The 19,033-nt window shown below is 73.0% G+C and carries 16 protein-coding genes; 8 read left to right on the top strand and 8 right to left on the bottom strand.

From position 1 onward, the window contains the following. Positions 1-81: 81 nt before the first annotated feature. Positions 82-939 (bottom strand): type I methionyl aminopeptidase, encoded by an 858-nt coding sequence (map, locus tag AB0G79_RS08875; protein WP_360802435.1) that lies wholly within the window; start codon positions 937-939, stop codon positions 82-84. 61 nt (positions 940-1,000) lie between these two features. Between map and AB0G79_RS08870 the strand changes: the two genes are divergently transcribed. Further along, on the top strand, positions 1,001-1,228 hold the full coding sequence (locus AB0G79_RS08870; protein ID WP_360802432.1) for a hypothetical protein: 228 nt from the start codon (positions 1,001-1,003) through the stop codon (positions 1,226-1,228). Between the two features lie 50 nt (positions 1,229-1,278). Here AB0G79_RS08870 and AB0G79_RS08865 read toward each other — a convergent pair whose 3' ends face one another. Both AB0G79_RS08865 and AB0G79_RS08860 read right to left on the bottom strand, forming a co-directional pair. Continuing rightward, the gene (locus AB0G79_RS08865; RefSeq protein ID WP_360802429.1) at positions 1,279-2,550 is read right to left on the bottom strand and encodes an MFS transporter; all 1,272 of its coding nucleotides are present in this window, start codon (positions 2,548-2,550) and stop codon (positions 1,279-1,281) included. Between the two features lie 177 nt (positions 2,551-2,727). After that, positions 2,728-3,330: a hypothetical protein gene (locus AB0G79_RS08860; RefSeq protein ID WP_360802426.1), complete on the bottom strand. Its 603-nt coding sequence runs from the start codon at positions 3,328-3,330 to the stop codon at positions 2,728-2,730. A 156-nt stretch (positions 3,331-3,486) separates the two neighbouring features. Here AB0G79_RS08860 and npdG point away from each other — a divergent pair, with 156 nt between their 5' ends. Both npdG and AB0G79_RS08850 read left to right on the top strand, forming a co-directional pair. Continuing rightward, entirely contained in the window at positions 3,487-4,191 is a 705-nt protein-coding gene (gene npdG / locus AB0G79_RS08855; RefSeq protein ID WP_360803068.1) for an NADPH-dependent F420 reductase, read from the top strand. Positions 4,192-4,271: 80 nt separating this feature from the next. Further along, positions 4,272-4,466 carry a hypothetical protein gene (locus AB0G79_RS08850; protein WP_360802423.1) on the top strand — a complete coding sequence of 65 codons (195 nt, stop codon included), beginning with the start codon at positions 4,272-4,274 and terminating at the stop codon, positions 4,464-4,466. On the opposite strand, the gene AB0G79_RS08845 is transcribed toward AB0G79_RS08850, so the two are convergent. Next, positions 4,463-5,260, bottom strand: a complete 798-nt coding sequence (locus tag AB0G79_RS08845) for a site-2 protease family protein (RefSeq protein WP_360802420.1) — start codon at positions 5,258-5,260, stop codon at positions 4,463-4,465. The genes AB0G79_RS08850 and AB0G79_RS08845 overlap by 4 nt on opposite strands. 144 nt (positions 5,261-5,404) lie before the next feature. Between AB0G79_RS08845 and AB0G79_RS08840 the strand changes: the two genes are divergently transcribed. Continuing rightward, complete coding sequence (locus AB0G79_RS08840) at positions 5,405-8,956, top strand: BTAD domain-containing putative transcriptional regulator (protein ID WP_360802417.1); 3,552 nt, start codon at positions 5,405-5,407, stop codon at positions 8,954-8,956. 18 nt (positions 8,957-8,974) lie between these two features. Here the strand turns inward: AB0G79_RS08840 and AB0G79_RS08835 are convergent, their stop codons facing one another. From AB0G79_RS08835 to panB, 3 genes are all read right to left on the bottom strand, one after another. Then, entirely contained in the window at positions 8,975-9,838 is an 864-nt protein-coding gene (locus tag AB0G79_RS08835) for an ABC transporter permease (RefSeq protein ID WP_360802414.1), read from the bottom strand. Then, on the bottom strand, positions 9,835-10,848 hold the full coding sequence (locus AB0G79_RS08830) for an ATP-binding cassette domain-containing protein (protein ID WP_360802411.1): 1,014 nt from the start codon (positions 10,846-10,848) through the stop codon (positions 9,835-9,837). Before AB0G79_RS08830 ends, AB0G79_RS08835 begins: the two co-directional genes overlap by 4 nt. 97 nt (positions 10,849-10,945) lie before the next feature. Next, entirely contained in the window at positions 10,946-11,809 is an 864-nt protein-coding gene (panB, locus tag AB0G79_RS08825) for a 3-methyl-2-oxobutanoate hydroxymethyltransferase (RefSeq protein WP_360802408.1), read from the bottom strand. Positions 11,810-12,019: 210 nt separating this feature from the next. On the opposite strand from panB, the gene AB0G79_RS08820 reads away from it, so the two are divergent. The 3 genes from AB0G79_RS08820 to AB0G79_RS08810 all read left to right on the top strand — a co-directional run bounded on the left by AB0G79_RS08820 (position 12,020) and on the right by AB0G79_RS08810 (position 15,611). Next, positions 12,020-13,645, top strand: a complete 1,626-nt coding sequence (locus tag AB0G79_RS08820) for an MFS transporter (protein ID WP_360802403.1) — start codon at positions 12,020-12,022, stop codon at positions 13,643-13,645. Between the two features lie 61 nt (positions 13,646-13,706). Continuing rightward, complete coding sequence (locus tag AB0G79_RS08815) at positions 13,707-14,348, top strand: TetR/AcrR family transcriptional regulator (RefSeq protein ID WP_360802400.1); 642 nt, start codon at positions 13,707-13,709, stop codon at positions 14,346-14,348. A 222-nt stretch (positions 14,349-14,570) separates the two neighbouring features. Then, complete coding sequence (locus tag AB0G79_RS08810; RefSeq protein ID WP_360802397.1) at positions 14,571-15,611, top strand: endonuclease/exonuclease/phosphatase family protein; 1,041 nt, start codon at positions 14,571-14,573, stop codon at positions 15,609-15,611. A gap of 12 nt (positions 15,612-15,623) precedes the next feature. Here AB0G79_RS08810 and AB0G79_RS08805 read toward each other — a convergent pair whose 3' ends face one another. Continuing rightward, positions 15,624-17,381, bottom strand: coding sequence for an NAD+ synthase (locus tag AB0G79_RS08805; protein ID WP_360802394.1), 1,758 nt, complete (start codon positions 17,379-17,381; stop codon positions 15,624-15,626). A gap of 172 nt (positions 17,382-17,553) precedes the next feature. Between AB0G79_RS08805 and AB0G79_RS08800 the strand changes: the two genes are divergently transcribed. Beyond that, positions 17,554-19,032: an APC family permease gene (locus tag AB0G79_RS08800; protein WP_360802391.1), complete on the top strand. Its 1,479-nt coding sequence runs from the start codon at positions 17,554-17,556 to the stop codon at positions 19,030-19,032. Position 19,033: the final 1 nt, after the last annotated feature.

Below are 19,033 nucleotides of genomic sequence, written 5' to 3'. Positions count from 1 at the left end.
GTGACGATCCTGCCAAGTTAGGCTTACCTAAGTCAACTGGTTCCCGACGTCCTGTCGGTAAAAAAGTACCCCGATCGGGGGTCAGGGCAACGTAAGGATTTCGGCCCCGTTCTCGGTCACGACGAGCGTGTGCTCGAACTGCGCCGTCCGCTTGCGGTCCTTCGTCACCACGGTCCAGCCGTCGTCCCACATGTCGTAGTCGTGGGTGCCGAGGGTCAGCATCGGCTCGATGGTGAAGGTCATGCCGGTCTTGATCTCGGTGGTGTGGTGGGGGGAGTCGTAGTGCGGCACGATCAGGCCGGAGTGGAAGGACGAGTTGATGCCGTGCCCGGTGAAGTCGCGCACGACGCCGTAGCCGAAGCGCTTGGCGTACGACTCGATGACCCGGCCGATGATGTTGATCTGACGGCCCGGCCGCACGGCCTTGATCGCGCGGTTGAGGGACTCCCGGGTCCGCTCGACGAGCAGCCGCGACTCCTCGTCGACGTCGCCGCAGAGGTAGGTGGCGTTGTTGTCGCCGTGGACGCCGTTGATGTACGCCGTGACGTCGAGGTTCACGATGTCGCCGTCGCGCAGCACCGTGGAGTCGGGGATGCCGTGGCAGATGACCTCGTTGACGGAGGCGCACAGCGACTTCGGGAAGCCGCGGTAGCCCAGCGTGGACGGGTAGGCGCCGTGGTCGCACATGTACTCGTGGGCGACCCGGTCGAGCTCGTCGGTGGTGACGCCCGGGGCGATGTGCTTGGCGGCCTCCTCCATCGCCCGGGCGGCGATGCGGCCGGCGATCCGCATCCGCTCGATGGTGTCGGAATCCTGCACCTCGGGCCCCGTGTACGGGGCCGGGGCGGGCTTCCCGACGTACTCGGGGCGGCGGATGGAGCCCGGGACGGTGCGGTGGGGGGAGAGCTCCCCCGGTACGAGAAGCGACTGGCCAGACATGTCAGCGAGTCTAACGACCGCGGGTGGGGCAGCATGGTGTCGGAGGAAGGAGCCGACGACGATGGCCCTGTTCAAGAAGCGCGCCTCGGGCAAGCCGGGCGAGTGGTACTACTGCCTGGAGCACAAGAAGGTGGAAGAGGGCCCCGAGTGCCCCGCGAAGAACCGGTTCGGTCCTTACGCCAGCCGGGAGGAGGCCTCCCACGCGATGGAGACCGCCCGCGAGCGGAACCTGGAGTGGGAGACGGACCCGAAGTGGCACGACAAGGGCGGCGCCACTCCCGAGGAGTGACGTGGAAGGGGCGGCCGTCGGCCGCCCCTTCGGCCCGGGGGACGTCTCGCCTACCCGACCGCAGCCGTCTGCTGGGCCTTGCGGCGCAGCGAGTCCTCGTCGGTCTCGGAGTCGTACGTGAGCAGCTTCGGCAGCGCGAGGCAGAGCAGACCCACCGCGGCGACGCAGGCGACGCCGCCCGACCAGACGGCCGCCCGGGTGCCGGTCCAGCCCGCCGTGACGCCCGCCCGGAGCTGGCCCAGCTGCGGGCCCACGCTGTAGGAGAGCACCTCGATGCCCGCGAGGCGGCCGCGCAGCTCCTCCGGGATCGTCTGGTTCCAGATGGTGGAGCGGCCGAGCCCGCTCAGCATGTCGCCGGCGCCCGCGAAGGCCAGGCAGAGCAGGACCAGCCAGACGTTCCCGAACCAGCCCGCCGCCGCGATCGCCAGACCCCAGGCGGCGGCGCCGCCGGCCACGAGCAGGCCGTGGCGCCGGACCTTCGAGGTCCAGCCGCTGGTGAGGCCGAGCACGAGCGAGCCGACCGACCCGGCCGCGTACATGAGGCCGAGGGCCCACTCCGCGTCCAGGTCGTCCGCGAGGAACGGGAAGACCGCGTTCGGGAACGCGAAGAACATCGCGGCGAGGTCGATCGCGTACGTGCCGAGGAGGACGGGCCGCGACCACGCGTACCGCGCGCCCTCCGCGATGCCCCGCAGCGAGGGCTTCTCCGCGTCGTGCGCGGGCGGGGCGGGGGAGAGGCGGCGGCACATGAGGACGGAGACGGCGAAGCCCGCGATCGTGACGGCGTAGCCCGGGGCGTGCCCGGCGAGGGCGACGACGAGCCCCGCCACCGAGGGGCCGGCGATCGAGCCGATCTGCCAGCGCAGCGAGTTCAGGGCGGCGGCGGCCGTCTGGTGCTCGTGCGGCACGATCCGCGCGAGCAGTGAGTCGAGCGCGGGCCGCTGGAGCCCGGCCAGCGCGGAGACGCCGGCGGCGACCACGTACAGCGGCCACAGCAGCGGCTCGGGAAGCAGCGAGTTCAGGAGCAGCAGCCCGGCGAGCGCGCCGAGCCCCGCCTCGGTCCAGACGATCACCTTCCGCCGGTCGACGGCGTCGGCCAGCGCGCCGCCGTACAGCCCGAAGACGACCAGCGGGACCAGTTCGACGGCTCCCATCGCGCCGACGGCGAGCGGCGAGTCCGTCAGGTCCTTGATCTGCAGGGGCAGCGCGATCATCGCCATCGCGCTGGCGAAGTACGTGACGAGCCCCTGGGTCCAGAGCAGCCGGAAATCGCGCGAGGCGCGCCACGGCGCCAGGTCGGGGAGGAGGGAGGAAGGTGACACGAGGGGCCATGTTCCGGCCCGAAAGAGGCCGGGGCAACCGAATAAGCGACCCCCCCTCCTCAGAGCGCCGGGAAGGCGCCGGAAAGGGCCGGGAAGGGCCGGGAAGGGCCGGGAAGGCGCCGGAAAAGGGCCGGAAAAGGGCCGGAAAAGGCCTGGAAAAGGCCTGGAGGGCTCCCGCTACCAGCGCGGCGGCGGGGGCGCCGTGAGACGGTCGGCCAGTTCCGCGAGACGGTCCCTGAACCGGCGGGTGCCCCGGGGCGACGGCAGGCTGTTCTCGCCGGCCGCCGCGCTCACCAGGTGCTGGACCGTGTCCAGGTCGACCTCGGCGCCCTCGGCGACCGTCAGCGTCTCGTGGGCCAGCCCCCGCACCTCCGCGTCCCCGCCGTCCAGGGACAGCACCGTCGCCCCGGCCCGCCGGGCGTCGTGCACCCGCTGGAGCAGCCCCTCGTCGGGCCGCCGCGGGGCCACCATCAGCAGGGTCGCGCCGCGCCGCGCCGTCTCCAGGCGCTGGAGGCCGACCGCCAGGTGGGCCGGGTCGTCGGGCCGCACCCGGTGGCGTACGAGCGTGGGGGCGAGCTCCGGGGTCCCCGACCAGGCGGCCTCGTCGACGAGGTGCGCGGCGAGGTGCCAGGGCTCGTACTCCTCCGTGCCGACGAGCAGCAGCCCGCCCCGGTGCGGGACGACCGAGGTGCGCAGCGCGCCAGCGAAACGGCGGGCTGCCCCCGGCCACTCCGTCCCGGCGAGCACCTCTCGCAGCAGCGCGACTCGTACGGCATCCATGAGGACGCATCTTGCCGCAGTGGGGGAGGGCGCACGGACGTCCGGGGGAGGTTCCCGCCGTACGGGTCGGGTCCCGCGACCCGACCGGTCGGTAATGTCGGGTCCATGACTTCCTCCAGCGACTCCACCGTCCCGTCGTCCCCGGCGGCGCCCGCCATGGCCCCCGCCACGGCCCCCGCCAAGGCGCCCGCCAAGGACCCGTGGGACCTCCCCGACGTCTCGGGCCTCGTCGTCGGCGTCCTCGGCGGCACCGGCGAGCAGGGCCGCGGCCTCGCCTACCGCCTCGCCAAGGCCGGCCAGCGGGTGATCATCGGCTCCCGCGACGCCTCGCGGGCGGTCACCGCCGCCGAGGAGATCGGCCACGGCGTCGAGGGCGGCGACAACGCCGAGTGCGCGAGCCGCTCCGACGTCGTGATCGTCGCCGTGCCGTGGGACGCGCACGCCAAGACGCTGGAGTCGCTGCGCGAGGAGCTCGCCGGCAAGCTCGTCGTCGACTGCGTGAACCCGCTCGGCTTCGACAAGAAGGGCGCCTACGCCCTCAAGCCCGAGGAGGGCTCGGCCGCCGAGCAGGCGGCGGCGCTGCTGCCCGGCTCCCGGGTCACCGCCGCGTTCCACCACCTCTCGGCGGTGCTCCTCCAGGACACGTCCCTGGAGGAGATCGACACGGACGTGATGGTCCTCGGCGAGGAGCGCGCCGACGTCGAGATCGTCCAGGCGCTCGCCGGCCGCATCGCCGGCATGCGCGGCGTCTTCGCCGGCCGGCTGCGCAACGCGCACCAGGTCGAGTCGCTGGTCGCGAACCTGATCTCGGTGAACCGCCGGTACAAGGCGCACGCGGGCCTGCGGGTCACGGACATCTGAGAGACCGGTACGGGCCCGGCGCCGGGCATGGGGGACACTGGACGGGCACCAGCAGCCGTACCGGACAGGAGCCGTCCCCCATGCCCCGCCTCGCTCTCTACGCCCTCGTCGTCTGCGTCCTCGCGGTCGCCGCGGCCGTCGTCTCCTTCGTCCAGGGCAGCTTCCTCGGCGTCATCTGGGTCGCGCTGGCGGGCCTGTCCTCGAACATGGCGTGGTACTACGTCCGCCGCGCGAAGCTCGACAAGGCGGCGGTCTCCCAGGCCTCCCAGGCCTAGGAGACCTGGCAGAACTCCGGGGTCTCCTCCCAGAACCGGAACAGCTGCGACCCGCAGTACCGGCTGGCGCCGTCGACCCCGAGGGCCTGGAGCAGCCCGTCGACGGCGTCGAAGAAGAACGCGTTGACCGCCGGGACGAAGAGCAGCGCGATCACGATGAAGAAGCCGTAGGGCGCGTACGGCTCGATCTGGCGCTTGATCCGGTACGACAGCCAGGGCTCGACGACGCCGTACCCGTCCAGGCCCGGCACCGGCAGGAAGTTCAGGATCGCCGCGGTGACCTGGAGGAACGCCAGGAACGCCAGGGCGAACCGGAAGGCGAGCGGCACGCCGTCGAGCGCGCCGAGCCAGAACGGCGCCGTGCACACCACCGCGAACAGGACGTTCGTGAGCGGCCCGGCGGCGGAGATCAGGCTGTGCTTCCACCGGCCCCTGATCCGGCCCTGCTCGATGAAGACGGCGCCGCCGGGGAGACCGATGCCGCCCATGATCACGAAGAGCACGGGCAGGATGACGCTGAGCACGGCGTGCGTGTACGCGAACGGGTTGAGCGTCAGGTAGCCCTTGGCGCCGACGGTGATGTCCCCGCCGTGCAGGGCGGTACGGGCGTGCGCGTACTCGTGGAGACAGAGCGACACGATCCACGCGGACGTCACGAAGAGGAAGACGGCGAGCCCGGGGGAGGCGGCGAAGTCCGTCCACACGGCCCAGCCCGTGACGGCCATGACGGCGAGGATCGCGAGGAAGACGGGACTGATCCGCCGCTCGTGGCGCCGCGCGGTGGCGGTGGACATCGGGACCCCCCGTAAGCCGACAACATACTCCAGGCCCAACGTACTGCCCCCGGCCCACGGTTCCACCCCTCCGCCCCGGGGGGGGGACCCGCCCGCCGTGGGCCCGGCCCGGGAGGCCGGGTGGGGGTCACGGAGAATGGGGGCGTGCGCTACTTCGTGCTTGGGGCGGCTGAGGCCCGGACTCCCGACGGCACCGACCTCCCCGTCGGCGGCCCCCGCGTCCGCGCCCTCCTCACCCTCCTCGCCCTCCGCCCCGGCCGCCCCGTCCCGGTCCCCGTCCTCGTGGACGGGATCTGGAGCGGCGACGACGAGCCGCCCGTCGACGCCGTCGCCGCGCTCCAGGCCCTCGTCGGCCGCCTCCGCCGCGCCCTGGGCCGTACCGCCGTCGTCTCCGCCGACGGCGGCTACCGACTCGCAGCCGACCCCGACGACGTCGATGCCCACCGTTTCGAGCGGCTGACCCGCGAGGGCCTCGCCGCCGGCGACCCCGCCCGCGCCGCCGCCCTCCTCGACGAGGCCCTCGGCCTCTGGCGCGGCCCCGCCCTCGCCGACCTGCCCGACCGGGGCGCCGAGGCCGCCCGCTGGGAGGCCCGCCGCCTCGACGCCCGCCGCGCCCGGCTCGCCGCCGCCCTTGACCTCGGAGACGCCGGGACCGCGCTCCCCGAGCTGACCTCGCTCTGCGAGGCCCACCCGCTCGACGAGCCCCTCCAGGCGCTCCGGATCCGCGCCCTGCGGGACACCGGCCGCGCCGCCGAGGCCCTGGCCGCGTACGAGAAGGTCCGCCGCGCCCTGGCGGCCCGGCTCGGCGCGGACCCGTCCCCGGCCCTGCGGGCCCTCCAGGCGGAGCTCCTGAACCCCGGCACGCCGGCCACCCCGCCCGCGTCCACGGCCCCGCCCCGGGCGACGGAGGGCGCGGCGACCCCGGCGGCCCCGCAGGTGTCCGCAGCCCCCGGGGCCGCGGCCGTCCCCGTGGCCGCGCCCGTGCCCGGCAACCTCCGCGCCCGCCTCACCAGCTTCGTCGGCCGGGACGAGGACATCGCCGCCCTCCAGGACGACCTGCGCACCGCCCGGCTCGTCACCCTCCTCGGCCCGGGCGGCGCCGGGAAGACCCGCCTCTCGCAGGAGGCGGCGGAACGGGGCGCCGCGGCCTGGCCCGACGGCGTGTGGGTCGCCGAGCTCGCCCCCGTCACCGACCCGGAGGCCGTCCCCGAGGCCGTGCTCGCCGCCGTCGGCGCCCGCGAGACCGTGCTGCGCGGCGCGGGCGCCGAGGAGCTGCGCGGCGGCGGCGATCCCGTCGCCCGGCTCGTCGAGCACTGCGCGGGCCGCCGGATGCTGCTGGTCCTCGACAACTGCGAGCACGTCGTCGCCGCGGCCGCCGGGCTCGCCGAGGCGCTCCTCGCCCGCTGCCCGGACCTCCGGGTCCTGGCGACGAGCCGCGAGCCGCTCGCCGTACCGGGGGAGGCGCTGCGCCCCCTCGGGCCGCTGCCCGACGCGAAGGCGCTGCGGCTGTTCGGCGAGCGCGGGGCCGCGGTCCGCGCCGGGTTCCGCACCGGGGAGGACCCGGAGGCCGCGGCCGAGATCGTCCGCCGTCTGGACGGGCTGCCGCTGGCGATCGAACTGGCCGCCGCCCGGCTGCGGATGCTGACCCCGCGCCAGATCGCCGACCGCCTCGACGACCGTTTCCGCCTCCTGACCTCGGGGGCCAGGACCGTCCTGCCCCGCCAGCAGACGCTGCGCGCGGTCGTCGACTGGTCCTGGGACCTCCTGGACGCCGGCGAACGCGCCGTCCTGCGCCGCCTGTCGGTCTTCACCGGCGGCTGCGACCTGGAGGCCGCGGAGGCCGTCTGCGCCGCGGCCGACGACAGCCCCGGCGGCGCCCCTGACGCCCGCGACACCTCCGGCGCCGACGGCACCCCTGACGCCCGCGACACCTCCGGCGCCGACGGCACCCCTGACGCCCGCGACACCTCCGGCGCCCACGACGGCCCCGGCGCCCACGACGGCCCCGGCGACGCCCACGACGCCCACGCCACCCCCGACGACGTGCTCGACGTCATCGGCTCCCTCGTCGACAAGTCCCTCGTCGTCTCCGCCCCGGCCCCCGCCGGCCCCGGCATGCGCTACCGCCTCCTCGAAACCGTCGCCGAGTACGCGGCCGAGCGGCTCGACGAGTCCGGCGAGCGGGCCGCCACCGAGCGCCGCCACCTCACGTACTACCGCGAACTCGCCCGCCGTACCGACCCCGAGCTCCGCTCCGCCGGGCAGGTCGCGGCCATGGCCCGGTTCGGGACCGAGTACGGGAACATCCGCACCGCCCTGCGCCGGGCCGTCGCCCTCCGCGACGAGGACGAGGCGCTCGTGCTCGTCCACGCCCTGCTCTGGTACTGGCAGATGCGCGACCTGCGCGCCGACGCCCTGCACTGGTCCGAGGCCGCCGCCGCTCTCGGCCCCGACCCGTTCGTCCCGCCCGCGGCCCCCGTCGTCCCGCTCCACGAGCCCTGCACGGCCGCCCCGCCGCCGCTCTCCGAGGAGCAGCGCTGGGAGGCCCGGCGCGGGGTGCGGCTCGTCGAGCTCCTCAGCATGGACCACGAGACGGGGCGCTGGACCACCCCGGAGGGCGTGCGGCGGCTGCGTGAGATGACCGCCGTGTACGAGCCCGGGCTGCCGCAGACCTGCCGGCTGCCCGGCTCCTTCGCCGTCTTCGCCGTGCTCATGATCGGCGAGGCGGGCCGGCTCCGCGAGATCCTCGACACGACCGTCGCCGCCTGCCGCCGGCACGGCTACGACTGGGAGCTCGCCAACGCCCTCCAGATGCGCGCCAACATGTTCGCCAACCGCGCCGACCTCGCGGGCGAGGCGATCCGCGACGCAGACGAGAGCCTCGCGGTCTTCGGCCGCCTCGGCGACGCCTGGGGCGCGGCGGAGGCGCTCTCCTCGCGCGCCGAGGCCCGCGAGCGGCTGCTCGAGTTCCAGGGCGCGGCCGAGGACTTCGCCGCCGCCATCGGGTACGCCGAGAAGATCGGCGCCCAGTCGCAGATGGCCCTCCTCCGGGCCCGGTACGCGGACGTCCTCGTCGAGGCCGGTCGCCTCGACGAGGGCGAGGCGATCCTCCGCGAGATCGTCGACGGCAGGCACGGTCCGGGGCACGAACCGGTGCTCGGTGCCCGGCTGTTCCTCGCCATGGCGCTCGGCCGTACCGGCCGCGTCGCCGAGGCGCGGGAGCACCTCCTCGCGCTCAGGGAGGAGTTCGGCTCGGAGACCCTCTCCATCTTCGAGGGCTTCACCCTCGGCTGCCTGGCGTGGCTGGACGCCGTGGAGGGGGAGTACCGCACGGCGTTCGCGCTGGCCGCGGAGGCGTACGGACGCGCCCTGGGCGACCTGTCGCTGATGGTGGCGCCGCAGATGCCGGGGGTCCACGCGGTCGTCGCCGCCTGGGCGCTCGCCGGCCTCGGCGGCCCGTCCGCGCGGTACGCGGCGACGCTGCTCGGGGCCCGGGCGGGCCTGGTCCCGGCCGGTCACCTGCCGCCGCCGATGGAGCGGGAGAACCTGGTGAGGGCCACGGAGCTGACCCGGTCCGTCCTCGGGGACGCGGTCTTCGACCAGGCGTACGCCGAGGGCGGCGGTCTCTCGAAGGAGGAGACCGCCGCCCTGCTCGGCCGCGCCGCCGACGCGATCAGTGAGCGCGCCGAGTCGTGAACCCGAATCCCTCGCGGGTCAGGTCTTCTTGCGGAACTTCGTCACCGCCAGCGGCGCCGTCACCACGGTGATGAGCGCCGCCCAGCCGAGCGTCATCCACACCGAGTGCGCGACCGGACCGCCGTTGATCAGGTTCCGCGCCGCGTCGGCGAGGTTCGACAGCGGGTTGTAGTCGGTGAAGGTCTCCAGCCAGCCGGGCATCGAGCTCGTCGGCGCGAAGATCGACGAGCCGAACTGGAGCGGCATGAGGACCAGCATCGCCATGCCCTGCACCGCCTGCGCCGTCTTGAGGGTCAGACCGAGCAGGATGAAGATCCACATCAGCGAGGCGCCGAAGACCATCGACAGGCCGATGGCCGCGAAGAGGTTCCAGACCGAGGTGTGGATCTCCATGCCGAGCAGGAAGCCCATGCCGAGCAGGATCGCGGTGGCGATCAGCATCCGGCCGACCTCGACGACGATCTTCGCGATCAGGACCGAGGAGCGGGCGATCGGCATCGTCCGGAACCGGTCCATGACCCCCTTCTTGAAGTCGTCGTTGATGCCGACTCCGACGGCCATGGCGATGTTCATGCCCATCATCGCCATCAGGCCGGGCGTCACGTAGTTGACGTACGCCTCGTTGTTGCCCTTGCCCGCGATGGCGCCGCCGAAGACGTACACGAACAGCAGGATGAAGATGATCGGCATCAGGACGGCGTCGAACATCGACTCCGGGTCCTGCTTGATCTGGAGGGCGTTGCGGCGGGCCAGGGCGCCGATGTGCCGCACGTTGGCCCGCAGGCCGATGCGGCCCTCGGCGGCCGGCGCGGGGCGCGCGGGCGGCGTGCCCGGCGCGTCGACGGGGGACTTCCCGAGCGTGGTCGTGGTCGTGGTGCTCATGCGGCGACCTCCTCGTCGATCGAGCCGGCGAGCGCGTCGGAGACTCCGGCGTCGGCGGTCTTCTGGCCGGTGATCGCGAGGAACACCTCGTCCAGGCTGGGCAGATGGGTGCCGATCTGCGCGATGCCGAAGCCGCGCGCGCCGAGCAGTGCGACGACGGCCGTCAGCTGCTCGTCGGTGAGGATCGGGACGTAGAGCGCCCCCTCGTCGGGCACGACGGTCGATCCGGCGACGCCGTCGAGGCCCGTCTCGCGGAGCGCGGCGGCCATCGGGGCGAGCTGGGCGGGGTCGATGGGGCGGATCTTCAGGGTGCGGCCGCCGACCTTCGCCTTGAGCTCGTCGACACCGCCCTTCGCGATGACCTTGCCCCGGTCGACGACGGTCAGCTCGCTCGCGAGCTGCTCCGCCTCCTCCATGTACTGGGTGGTGAGCAGGACCGTGACGCCCTCGGCGACCATCCGCTGCACCTCGTCCCACACCTCGTTGCGGGTGCGCGGGTCGAGGCCCGTGGTCGGCTCGTCCAGGTACAGGACGGAGGGGCGGCCGATCATCGAGGCGGCGAGGTCGAGCCGCCGCCGCATGCCGCCGGAGTAGGTCATCGCGGGGCGCTTGGCGGCTTCGGTGAGCGAGAAGCGCTCCAGCATCTCGTCGGACCGGCGGCGGGCGTCGGCGCGGGAGAGGTCGAGCAGCCGGCCGATCATGTAGAGGTTCTCCCAGCCGGAGAGCTTCTCGTCGACGGAGGCGTACTGGCCGGTGAGGCCTATGGTCCGGCGCAGCTGGCGGGGGTGCTTCACCACGTCGTAGCCGGCGACGACGGCGGTCCCGGCGTCCGGGACGAGGAGGGTGGACAGGCAGCGGACGAGGGTGGTCTTCCCGGCGCCGTTCGGCCCGAGGACGCCGAGGACGGTGCCCTCCCGCACGTCCAGGTCGACCCCGTCGAGGGCCTTGGTCGCGCCGAAGTGCTTCACGAGGCCCCGGACCTCGACGGCGTTGGTGTGTGATCGCGTCATGCCCCCACTAGACCAGCCGCCACCGACAATCCCCCGACAGACGACCGACAGCCCGCCGACGGGCTGTCGGCCGGGCTGCCGGTGCGCTCGCGTCAGGTCAGTGGAACGTGTGCTCCTCCGCCGGGAACTCGCCGCCGGCCACGTCCTCCGCGAAGGCGCGGGCCGCGTCGCCGAGGGTCTCGCGGAGGTTCGCGTACTGCTTGGTGAAGCGCGGGACCTTGCCGCCGGTCAGGCCGGCCATGTCGGTCCAGACGAGGACCTGCGCGTCGGTCGCGGCGCCCGCGCCGATGCCGATGGTCGGGATGTGCAGGGAGCGGGTGACCTCGGCGGCGAGCTCGGCCGGTACGAGTTCCAGGACGACGGCGAACGCGCCCGCGTCCTGCGCCGCCTTGGCGTCGCTGAGCAGCCGGTGCGCGGCCTCGTCGCTGCGGCCCTGGACCCGGTAGCCCATGGTGTTCACGGACTGCGGGGTGAGGCCGAGGTGGGACATGACGGGGATGCCGGCCTGGACGAGCAGCTCGGTCTGGGGGAGCGAGCGCTCGCCGCCCTCCAGCTTGACCGCGTGCACGCCGGCGTCCTTGATCAGGCGGGTGGCGTTGCGCAGGGCCTGGACGGGGCCCTCCTGGTACGAGCCGAAGGGGAGGTCGCCGACGACGAGGGCCCGCTTGGTGCCCCGGACGACGGCGGCGGAGAGGAAGGTCATCTCGTCCATCGTGACCGGGACGGTGGTCTCGTAGCCGAGGTGACAGTTGCCCATCGAGTCGCCGACGAGGATCACGGGGATGCCCGCCTCGTCGAAGACGGACGCGGTCATCGCGTCGTAGGCGGTGAGCATGGGCCACTTCTCGCCGCGGGCCTTGGCGGCGGCGATGTCGTGGACGGTGATGCGGCGCGTGCCCTTGCCCCCGTACAGCGCCTTGCTGCTGTCGGCGGTCGTCTTCTGGGCAGCCTGAAGCGTCATGGTGAACGGCTCCTTCGTCATCTCGAGGCGCCCTGACGGCGTCCCCGGACCACATCCATGGTGGCACTTCGGCGGGCCGGCGGGGAAGCGGGCCGAAGTGGCGCTGTTCACAACCCGCCCACGGCCCGGTAACGGACCGCAGCGTAAAGACTCGTCCATGGTTTTCGATACGAGACGGTCTCGTATCGAAAAGCCTCTACAGTGAGGACCATGTCAGCCCTCTCCACCCCGCCCCGCGTCCCCGAGGCCGTCCACCGGCGCCGCTGGGCGATCCTCGGCGTGCTCATGCTCAGCCTGTTGATCGTCGTCCTCGACAACTCGATCCTGAACGTGGCCGTCCGGACGATCGCCGCCCCCGCCCCCACCGGCATCGGCGCCACCCAGAGCGAGCTGGAGTGGTCGATCAACTCCTACACGCTCGTCTTCGCCGGCCTCCTCTTCACCTCCGGCCTCCTCGGCGACCGCCTCGGCCGCAAGAAGGTGCTGCTCTTCGGCATCACCGTCTTCGGCGTCGGCTCCGCCCTCGCCGCCTTCTCCGGCACCCCCGGCGAGCTCATCGCCTACCGGGCCGTCATGGGCCTCGGTGCCGCCTTCGTCATGCCCGCGACCCTCGCGGTCCTCATGAACGTCTTCGAGCGCGACGAGCAGCCCAAGGCCATCGGCATCTGGGCCGGCAGCGTCGGCCTCGCCATCGCGATCGGCCCGATCACCGGCGGCGTGCTCCTCGACCACTTCTGGTGGGGGTCGATCTTCCTCGTCAACGTCCCCGTCGTGCTCCTCGCCCTGGCCCTCATGGTCTGGCTGGTCCCCGACTCCCGCGACCCGAACCCCGGCCGGATCGACATCCCCGGAGTGCTGCTCTCCGTCCTCGGACTCGTCCTCCTCGTGTACGGCATCATCCGCGGCGGCGAACTCGCGAGCTTCACCGACCTCACGGTCCTCGCCCCGGCCCTCGGCGGCCTCGCGGTCCTCGCCCTCTTCGTCCTGCACGAGCGGCGCAGCGACCACCCGGCGATCGACATGGCCTACTTCAGGCGGCCCGCGTTCTCGGCGGCCGTCGCCGCCATCGCGCTCGTCTTCTTCGCCCTCATGGGCGTCACCTTCTTCTCCGCCTTCTACCTCCAGAGCGTGCGCGGCTACAGCGCCCTGCAGTCCGGCCTGCTGATCCTGCCGCTCGCCGTCGCGCAGATGGTCTTCGCACCCCGGGCCCGGCTCGTCGTCGACCGCTTCGGCGCCCGGGCCGTCTGCACGGCCGGCATGCTGTTCGTCACCGCCGGCCTCGCCGCCTTCGCGTTCTTCGACGCGTCGACCCCGATCTGGGTCATGGAGGTCGTCTTCTTCCTCCAGGGCACGGGCATGGCGCACATCATGCCGCCGGTGACGGTCGCGATCATGCAGGCGCTGCCCCGCGAGAAGGCCGGCTCCGGCTCCGCCATCAACAACACCTTCCGGCAGGTCGGCGGCGCGATGGGCGTGGCCGTCCTCGGCTCGGTGCTCTCCTCCACGTACCGGGGCGAGATCGAGGGCCACCTCGGCGGCGTCCCGGCCGCCCTGCGGGACACGGCCGGCGAGTCCATCGAGGGCACCCTCGCGGTCGCCGAGAAGCTCGGCCCGGCCGGCCGTGACCTCCTCGCCCCCGCCTACGACGCCTTCCTCGACGCCATGCACGTCACCGCCGTCGCCTCCGCCGCCATCGCCTTCGCCGGGGCCGTGGTCGTGGCGGTCTTCCTCCCCGGCGGCAGGCCGCAGGAGCCCGGAGCCGCGCCCGCCGCCGACGCCCGGCGGGGCTCGGTGCCCGCGCCCGGCGCGGAGGCGGGAGAATCGGCCCGTCGATAGGCGGACGCCGTCGACCGGTGGACGAGCGGGCCACCGTACGGACGAGAGAGGCGGAGCGCGCGTGTCGCTGCACGACGGCGGGGGCCAGGACCCCCGGAACGACGACGGGTCGTCCCGCGCTCCGCGCCGCGGCCGCCCGCGCAGCGAGGCCGCCGAGCAGGCCATCTTCGACGCGGCGGTCGCCCTCCTGGAGGAGGGCACCCCGCTCGTCGAGATCTCCATCGAGAAGCTCGCCCGCACCGCCGGCGTCGGCAAGGCCACCATCTACCGGCGCTGGTCCGGCAAGGAGGAGCTCTTCGTCGACCTCCTGCGCTCCGTGGAGTCCCCGGACCCGGTGCTCCCCGGCACCTCGGTCCGGGACGACCTCGTCACCCTCCTGGAGTCCATCCGGCAGCGCGGACTGGCCAAGCGGACGTCGGCCGTCCTCCACCACGTCTTCTCGGAGATGCAGTTCTATCCGAAGCTGTACGAGGCCTACCACCGCACCGTCATCGAGCCGCGCCGCCGCCTCGGCCTCGACGCGGTGCGGCGCGGGATGGAGAGCGGCGAGATCCGCGACGACCTCGACGTCGAGCTCGTCAACGACCTCTTCACCGGCCCGCTCCTGCTCCGTACGGTCATCCGCCCCGGCAGCACCCTGGAGCCCGGCCTCGCCGAGGCGGTCGTCGACACCGTCCTCGACGGCCTCCGGCCCCGCGCCTGAGGCCATCCGCGCCCGCCGTGCCCCGGCGTGAGCTCGAACACCTGCACCTGACCTGCACAAATGTGCGCGTTCTGTCACAGGGTCGGCCCCCGGACCGCCGACAGGAACCCGGCACGGGCCGCCGCTCGTCCCTGGGGGAGTACGAGGGTCCCGGGATCGCCTAGTGTCGACACCGGGTCACGCGAGACGGCAAGGCGGCACGGCAGAGTGAAGGACAGGGCGATGGCGCGGGTGGACATGACGGGGACCGAAAACGGCGGCGCGGGGGACGAGCACCCCGCCTCCGGATCCCCGTCGAGGTCCCGGTTCCGCACCTCGCTCGCCCGGCTCAGGCGCGACCCGGGCATCTGGCGCCGGGGCGTCGTCGTGGCCGCCGCCGCGGTCGCCGTCACCTTCGTCATGGTCTTCCACGCCGAGATCCCCAACACCGTCGGCAACCTCGGCAGCCTCACCGAGACGTTCCTCCCCTGGTTCGGCGTCTTCGTCCCGCTCCTGCTGCTCCTCGCCCTGCTGCGCCGGTCCGCCACCGCCCTGATCGCCGTCCTGCTGCCCGCGATCGTCTGGCTCAACCTCTTCGGCGGCCTCGTCGCCGACAAGTCCGTCCCCGGCGGCGACCTCACCGTCGCCACCCACAACGTGAACGCCGACAACCCCGACCCCGAGGGCACCGCCCGCGCGCTCGCCGCCTCCGGCGCCGACGTCCTCGCGCTGGAGGAGCTGAAGGGCGACATGGTCCCGGCCTACGAGCGGGGCCTCGCGGAGACCTACCCGTACCACTCCGTCCAGGGCACCGTCGGCCTCTGGAGCAAGCTGCCGCTGCGCGACGCCGAGCCCGTCGACATCGAGATGGGCTGGACCCGCGCCATGCGCGCCGACGTCGTGACCCCCAAGGGCGAGGTCGCGGTGTACGTGGCCCACCTGCCGTCCGTCCGGGTCAAGCTGAACGCCGGCTTCACCGCCAATCAGCGCGACAACAGCGCCAACGCCCTCGGCGCGGCCCTCTCCCGCGACCGGCACGAGCGGATCGTCCTCCTCGGCGACCTCAACGGCACCATGAACGACCGCTCGCTGAACGCCGTCACCTCCCAGCTCCGCTCCACCCAGGGCGCGGCCGGCGACGGCTTCGGCTTCAGCTGGCCGTCCTCGTTCCCGATGGCCCGGATCGACCAGATCATGGTCAAGGGCGTCGAGCCGATGTCCTCGTGGGCGCTGCCGGCGACGAAGAGCGACCACCTGCCCGTCGCCGCCCGCGTGAAGCTCTGAGCCCCGAGGGGCTCAGCCCCTCGTCTCCCGCCAGCCGTTCGTGATCGGCAGCCGCCGGTCCTTCCCGAAGCCCTTCGCCGAGATCTTCGTGCCCGGCGGGTACTGGCGCCGCTTGTACTCCGCCGTGTCGACCATCCGCAGCGTCCGCGCGACGACCTCCTCCTCGTACCCGGCGGCCACGATCTCGTCCTTGCCGCGGTCCCGGTCCACGTACAGCGCGAGGATGCCGTCGAGGACCTCGTAGTCCGGCAGCGAGTCCGTGTCCACCTGGCCGGGGCGGAGTTCGGCGCTGGGCGGCTTGGTGATCGAGCTCTCCGGGATCGGCGGGGTCATGCCGCGCTCCTCGGCCGCCCGGTTGCGCCAGCGCGCGAGCCGGAAGACGTCCGACTTGTAGACGTCCTTGATGGGGCCGAACGCGCCGACGGAGTCGCCGTACAGCGTCGAGTAGCCCACCGCGAGCTCGGACTTGTTGCCCGGCGCGAGGACGATGTGCCCCTCCTGGTTGGAGAGCGCCATGAGGGTCGTGCCGCGCAGCCGGGACTGGAGGTTCTCCTCGGCGAGCCCGGTGAGCCCGAGCGAGGCCATGTACGCGTCGAACATCGGCTCGATCGGGACCGTGCGGTAGTTCAGGCCGGTGCGGCGGGCCAGCTCCGCCGCGTCGGAGCGGGAGTGCCCGGAGGAGTACTTCGAGGGCATCGACACCCCGTACACGTTCCCCGCGCCGACCGCGTCGCAGGCGATCGCGGCGACGAGCGCCGAGTCGATGCCGCCGGAGAGGCCGACGAGGACCGAGCGGAACCCGTTCTTCGCCGCGTACGCGCGCAGTCCCACGACCAGCGCCGAGTAGACCTCCTCGTCGTCGTCGAGCCGGTGCGCGTACCCGCCGGCGAGCTCCGGCTCGTACGCCGGGAGCGGCTTCTCGGAGAGCACGACGCGGTCGATCCGCAGACCGTCGTCCACGACCCCGCTCGGCGCGTCCGGCCCGGCGGCCGGGAGCTCCAGGTCGACGATCACGCTGCCCTCGACGAACTGCGGGGCCCGCGCGATCACCTCGCCCGCCGCGTCGACGACGATCGAGTCGCCGTCGAAGACCAGCTCGTCCTGGCCGCCGGTCGACGCCAGGTACGCCGTGACGCAGCCCGCCTCGCGGGCCCGCCTGCGGACCAGTTCGAGCCGCGTGTCGTCCTTGTTCCGCTCGTACGGCGAGGCGTTGACCGACAGCAGCAGCCCGGCCCGCGCGCTGCGCGCCGCCGGGACCCGGCCGCCGTCCTGCCACAGGTCCTCGCAGATGGCGAGGGCCACGTCGATCCCGTGCACGCGGACGACCGGCATCGTGTCGCCCTGCACGAAGTAGCGGTACTCGTCGAACACGCCGTAGTTCGGCAGGTGGTGCTTGGCGAACCGGAGCGCCACCTCGCCCCGGTGCAGCACGGCGGCGGCGTTCTCCGGGGAGCCCGCGGGCCGCCCGAGCCGGGGCACGGCGTGCTCGGAGCGGTCGAGGTAGCCGACGACGACCGGCAGGTCGCCGAAGCCCTCGTCGGCGAGGCGCCGCGCGAGCCCGCGCAGCGCCTCCCGGGAGGCCTCGACGAAGGACGGCCGCAGGGCCAGGTCCTCGACGGGGTAGCCGGTCAGCGCCATCTCGGGGAACGCGACGAGATGCGCGCCCTGTCCGGCGGCGTGCCGGGTCCAGTGGACGATCGCCTCGGCGTTCCCGGCGATGTCACCCACGGTCGAGTCGATCTGATTCAGGGCGAGGCGTAGTTGAGGCACCCCGCCAGCATAATCGTCAGACCGACGCGATGTCCCGGGAAACGTCCCGGGAAGTCTCCGGGAAAACCGTCAGAGAAACGTTCCGTCAGGCCGGCCACCGCCCCCGCCGTGCTCTCGCCCCCGCGCCCCTTCCCGACATGCGCCCCCGTCCGACCCCGTCGATCATGGGCCCATGACGACCACTGACGATCCGGCGGAGTCGGCCCGGCCCGACGGGGCCGACGCGCAGACCGTCCAGGACGACGGCACCAGGAAGCAGTTCATCTCCTGGCTCACCCTCGCCTTCATGACCACCGCCTCGGTGGCGAGCCTGAGACCCTCGCCGTCCATGGCCATCTACGGCCTCGCGGCGGTCTTCCTCTACCTGCTCCCGGCGATCGTCTTCCTGCTCCCCACCGCCCTCGTCGGCGCCGAGCTCGCCTCCGGCTGGAACGGCGGCATCTACCGCTGGGTCAGCGAGGCCCTCGGCAAGCCCCTCGGCTTCGTCGCGGTGTGGTGCCAGTTCGCCATGACGATCGCGTACTACCCGAGCCTGCTCGCCTACGTCGCCTCGACCTTCGCGTACGTCATCGACCCCTCCCTCGCGGAGAACGGCCTGTACGTCGCGATCGTCATCATCGTCATCTACTGGAGCGGCGTCCTCATCTCCTCGCGCGGGACGAGGACGATCGCCGGCCTCTCCTCCTTCGGCCTCGTCATCGGCACCCTCGTCCCCGGCGTGCTCCTCGTCGTCCTCGGCCTCGTCTTCCTCGGCCAGGGCAACCCCTCCGCGCAGCCGATGACCGCCGACCACTGGCTCCCGCCGTGGACCGGCCTCGCGAGCCTCGTGCTCATCGTCAACAACTTCCTGTCCTACGCGGGCATGGAGATGAACGGCGTCCACGTCTCCTCGCTGCGCCGGCCCAAGAGCGAGTACCCGAAGTCGATGTTCCTGGCGACCGGTCTCGTCCTGCTGATCTTCATCCTCCCGGCCCTGGCCATCGCCTGGGTGATGCCGGCCGAACAGCTCAGCCTCACCGCCGGTCTGATGCAGGCCTTCGAGGCCTTCTTCGACCACTTCTCGATCGGCTGGATGACCAAGGTCGTCGGCATCATGCTGGTCTGCGCCGCCCTCGGCGGCATGCTCACCTGGCTGTCCGGGCCCGCCAAGGGCCTCGTCCTGCTCTCCCGGCAGGAGGGCTACCTGCCGCCCTCGCTCCAGAAGTTCAACAAGGACGGCGCCCCGCAGAACATCATGATCGCGCAGGGCGTCGTCACCACCCTGATCGCCGTCCTCTACGCCTTCAGCGACGACGTCTCCAGCTCCTACTGGATGTTCTCCGTCATCACCGTGCAGATCTACCTGATCGCGTACCTGCTGATGTTCGTCGCGGTCGTCAAACTCCGCAGGTCCCAGCCGGACGTCGAACGCGGCTTCCGCGTCCCCGCCGTCGAATGGGTCGCGGGCGTCGGCTTCGTCGCCTCCATCGCCGCACTCGTCATCGGCTTCGTCCCGCCCGACCAGTTCGGCGACCAGCCGCTCTGGCGCTACCTGCTCATCGTCGGCGGCGGCCTGCTCGTCCTCGGCATCCTCATCCCGGCCGCGCTGCTCAAGTACCGCAAACCGAGCTGGGTCCACCCGGACCACAGGGAACCCACCGGCACCCCCTGAC

It is taken from the genome of Streptomyces sp. NPDC020807 (assembly GCF_040641575.1).
Taxonomy (GTDB): domain Bacteria; phylum Actinomycetota; class Actinomycetes; order Streptomycetales; family Streptomycetaceae; genus Streptomyces.
This window is presented reverse-complemented; position numbering and strand designations above follow the sequence as displayed.

Bases quoted from the DNA above. Each gene is read 5' to 3' on its own strand.
- AB0G79_RS08810 (WP_360802397.1), top strand. From the start codon at position 14,571: ATGGCGCGGGTGGACATGACGGGGACCGAAAACGGCGGCGCGGGGGAC.
- AB0G79_RS08800 (WP_360802391.1), top strand. From the start codon at position 17,554: ATGACGACCACTGACGATCCGGCGGAGTCGGCCCGGCCCGACGGGGCC.
- AB0G79_RS08820 (WP_360802403.1), top strand. From the start codon at position 12,020: ATGTCAGCCCTCTCCACCCCGCCCCGCGTCCCCGAGGCCGTCCACCGG.
- AB0G79_RS08860 (WP_360802426.1), bottom strand. From the start codon at position 3,330: ATGGATGCCGTACGAGTCGCGCTGCTGCGAGAGGTGCTCGCCGGGACG.
- AB0G79_RS08870 (WP_360802432.1), top strand. From the start codon at position 1,001: ATGGCCCTGTTCAAGAAGCGCGCCTCGGGCAAGCCGGGCGAGTGGTAC.
- map (WP_360802435.1), bottom strand. From the start codon at position 939: ATGTCTGGCCAGTCGCTTCTCGTACCGGGGGAGCTCTCCCCCCACCGC.
- panB (WP_360802408.1), bottom strand. From the start codon at position 11,809: ATGACGCTTCAGGCTGCCCAGAAGACGACCGCCGACAGCAGCAAGGCG.
- AB0G79_RS08845 (WP_360802420.1), bottom strand. From the start codon at position 5,260: ATGTCCACCGCCACCGCGCGGCGCCACGAGCGGCGGATCAGTCCCGTC.
- AB0G79_RS08835 (WP_360802414.1), bottom strand. From the start codon at position 9,838: ATGAGCACCACGACCACGACCACGCTCGGGAAGTCCCCCGTCGACGCG.
- AB0G79_RS08830 (WP_360802411.1), bottom strand. From the start codon at position 10,848: ATGACGCGATCACACACCAACGCCGTCGAGGTCCGGGGCCTCGTGAAG.
- AB0G79_RS08850 (WP_360802423.1), top strand. From the start codon at position 4,272: ATGCCCCGCCTCGCTCTCTACGCCCTCGTCGTCTGCGTCCTCGCGGTC.
- npdG (WP_360803068.1), top strand. From the start codon at position 3,487: ATGGCCCCCGCCACGGCCCCCGCCAAGGCGCCCGCCAAGGACCCGTGG.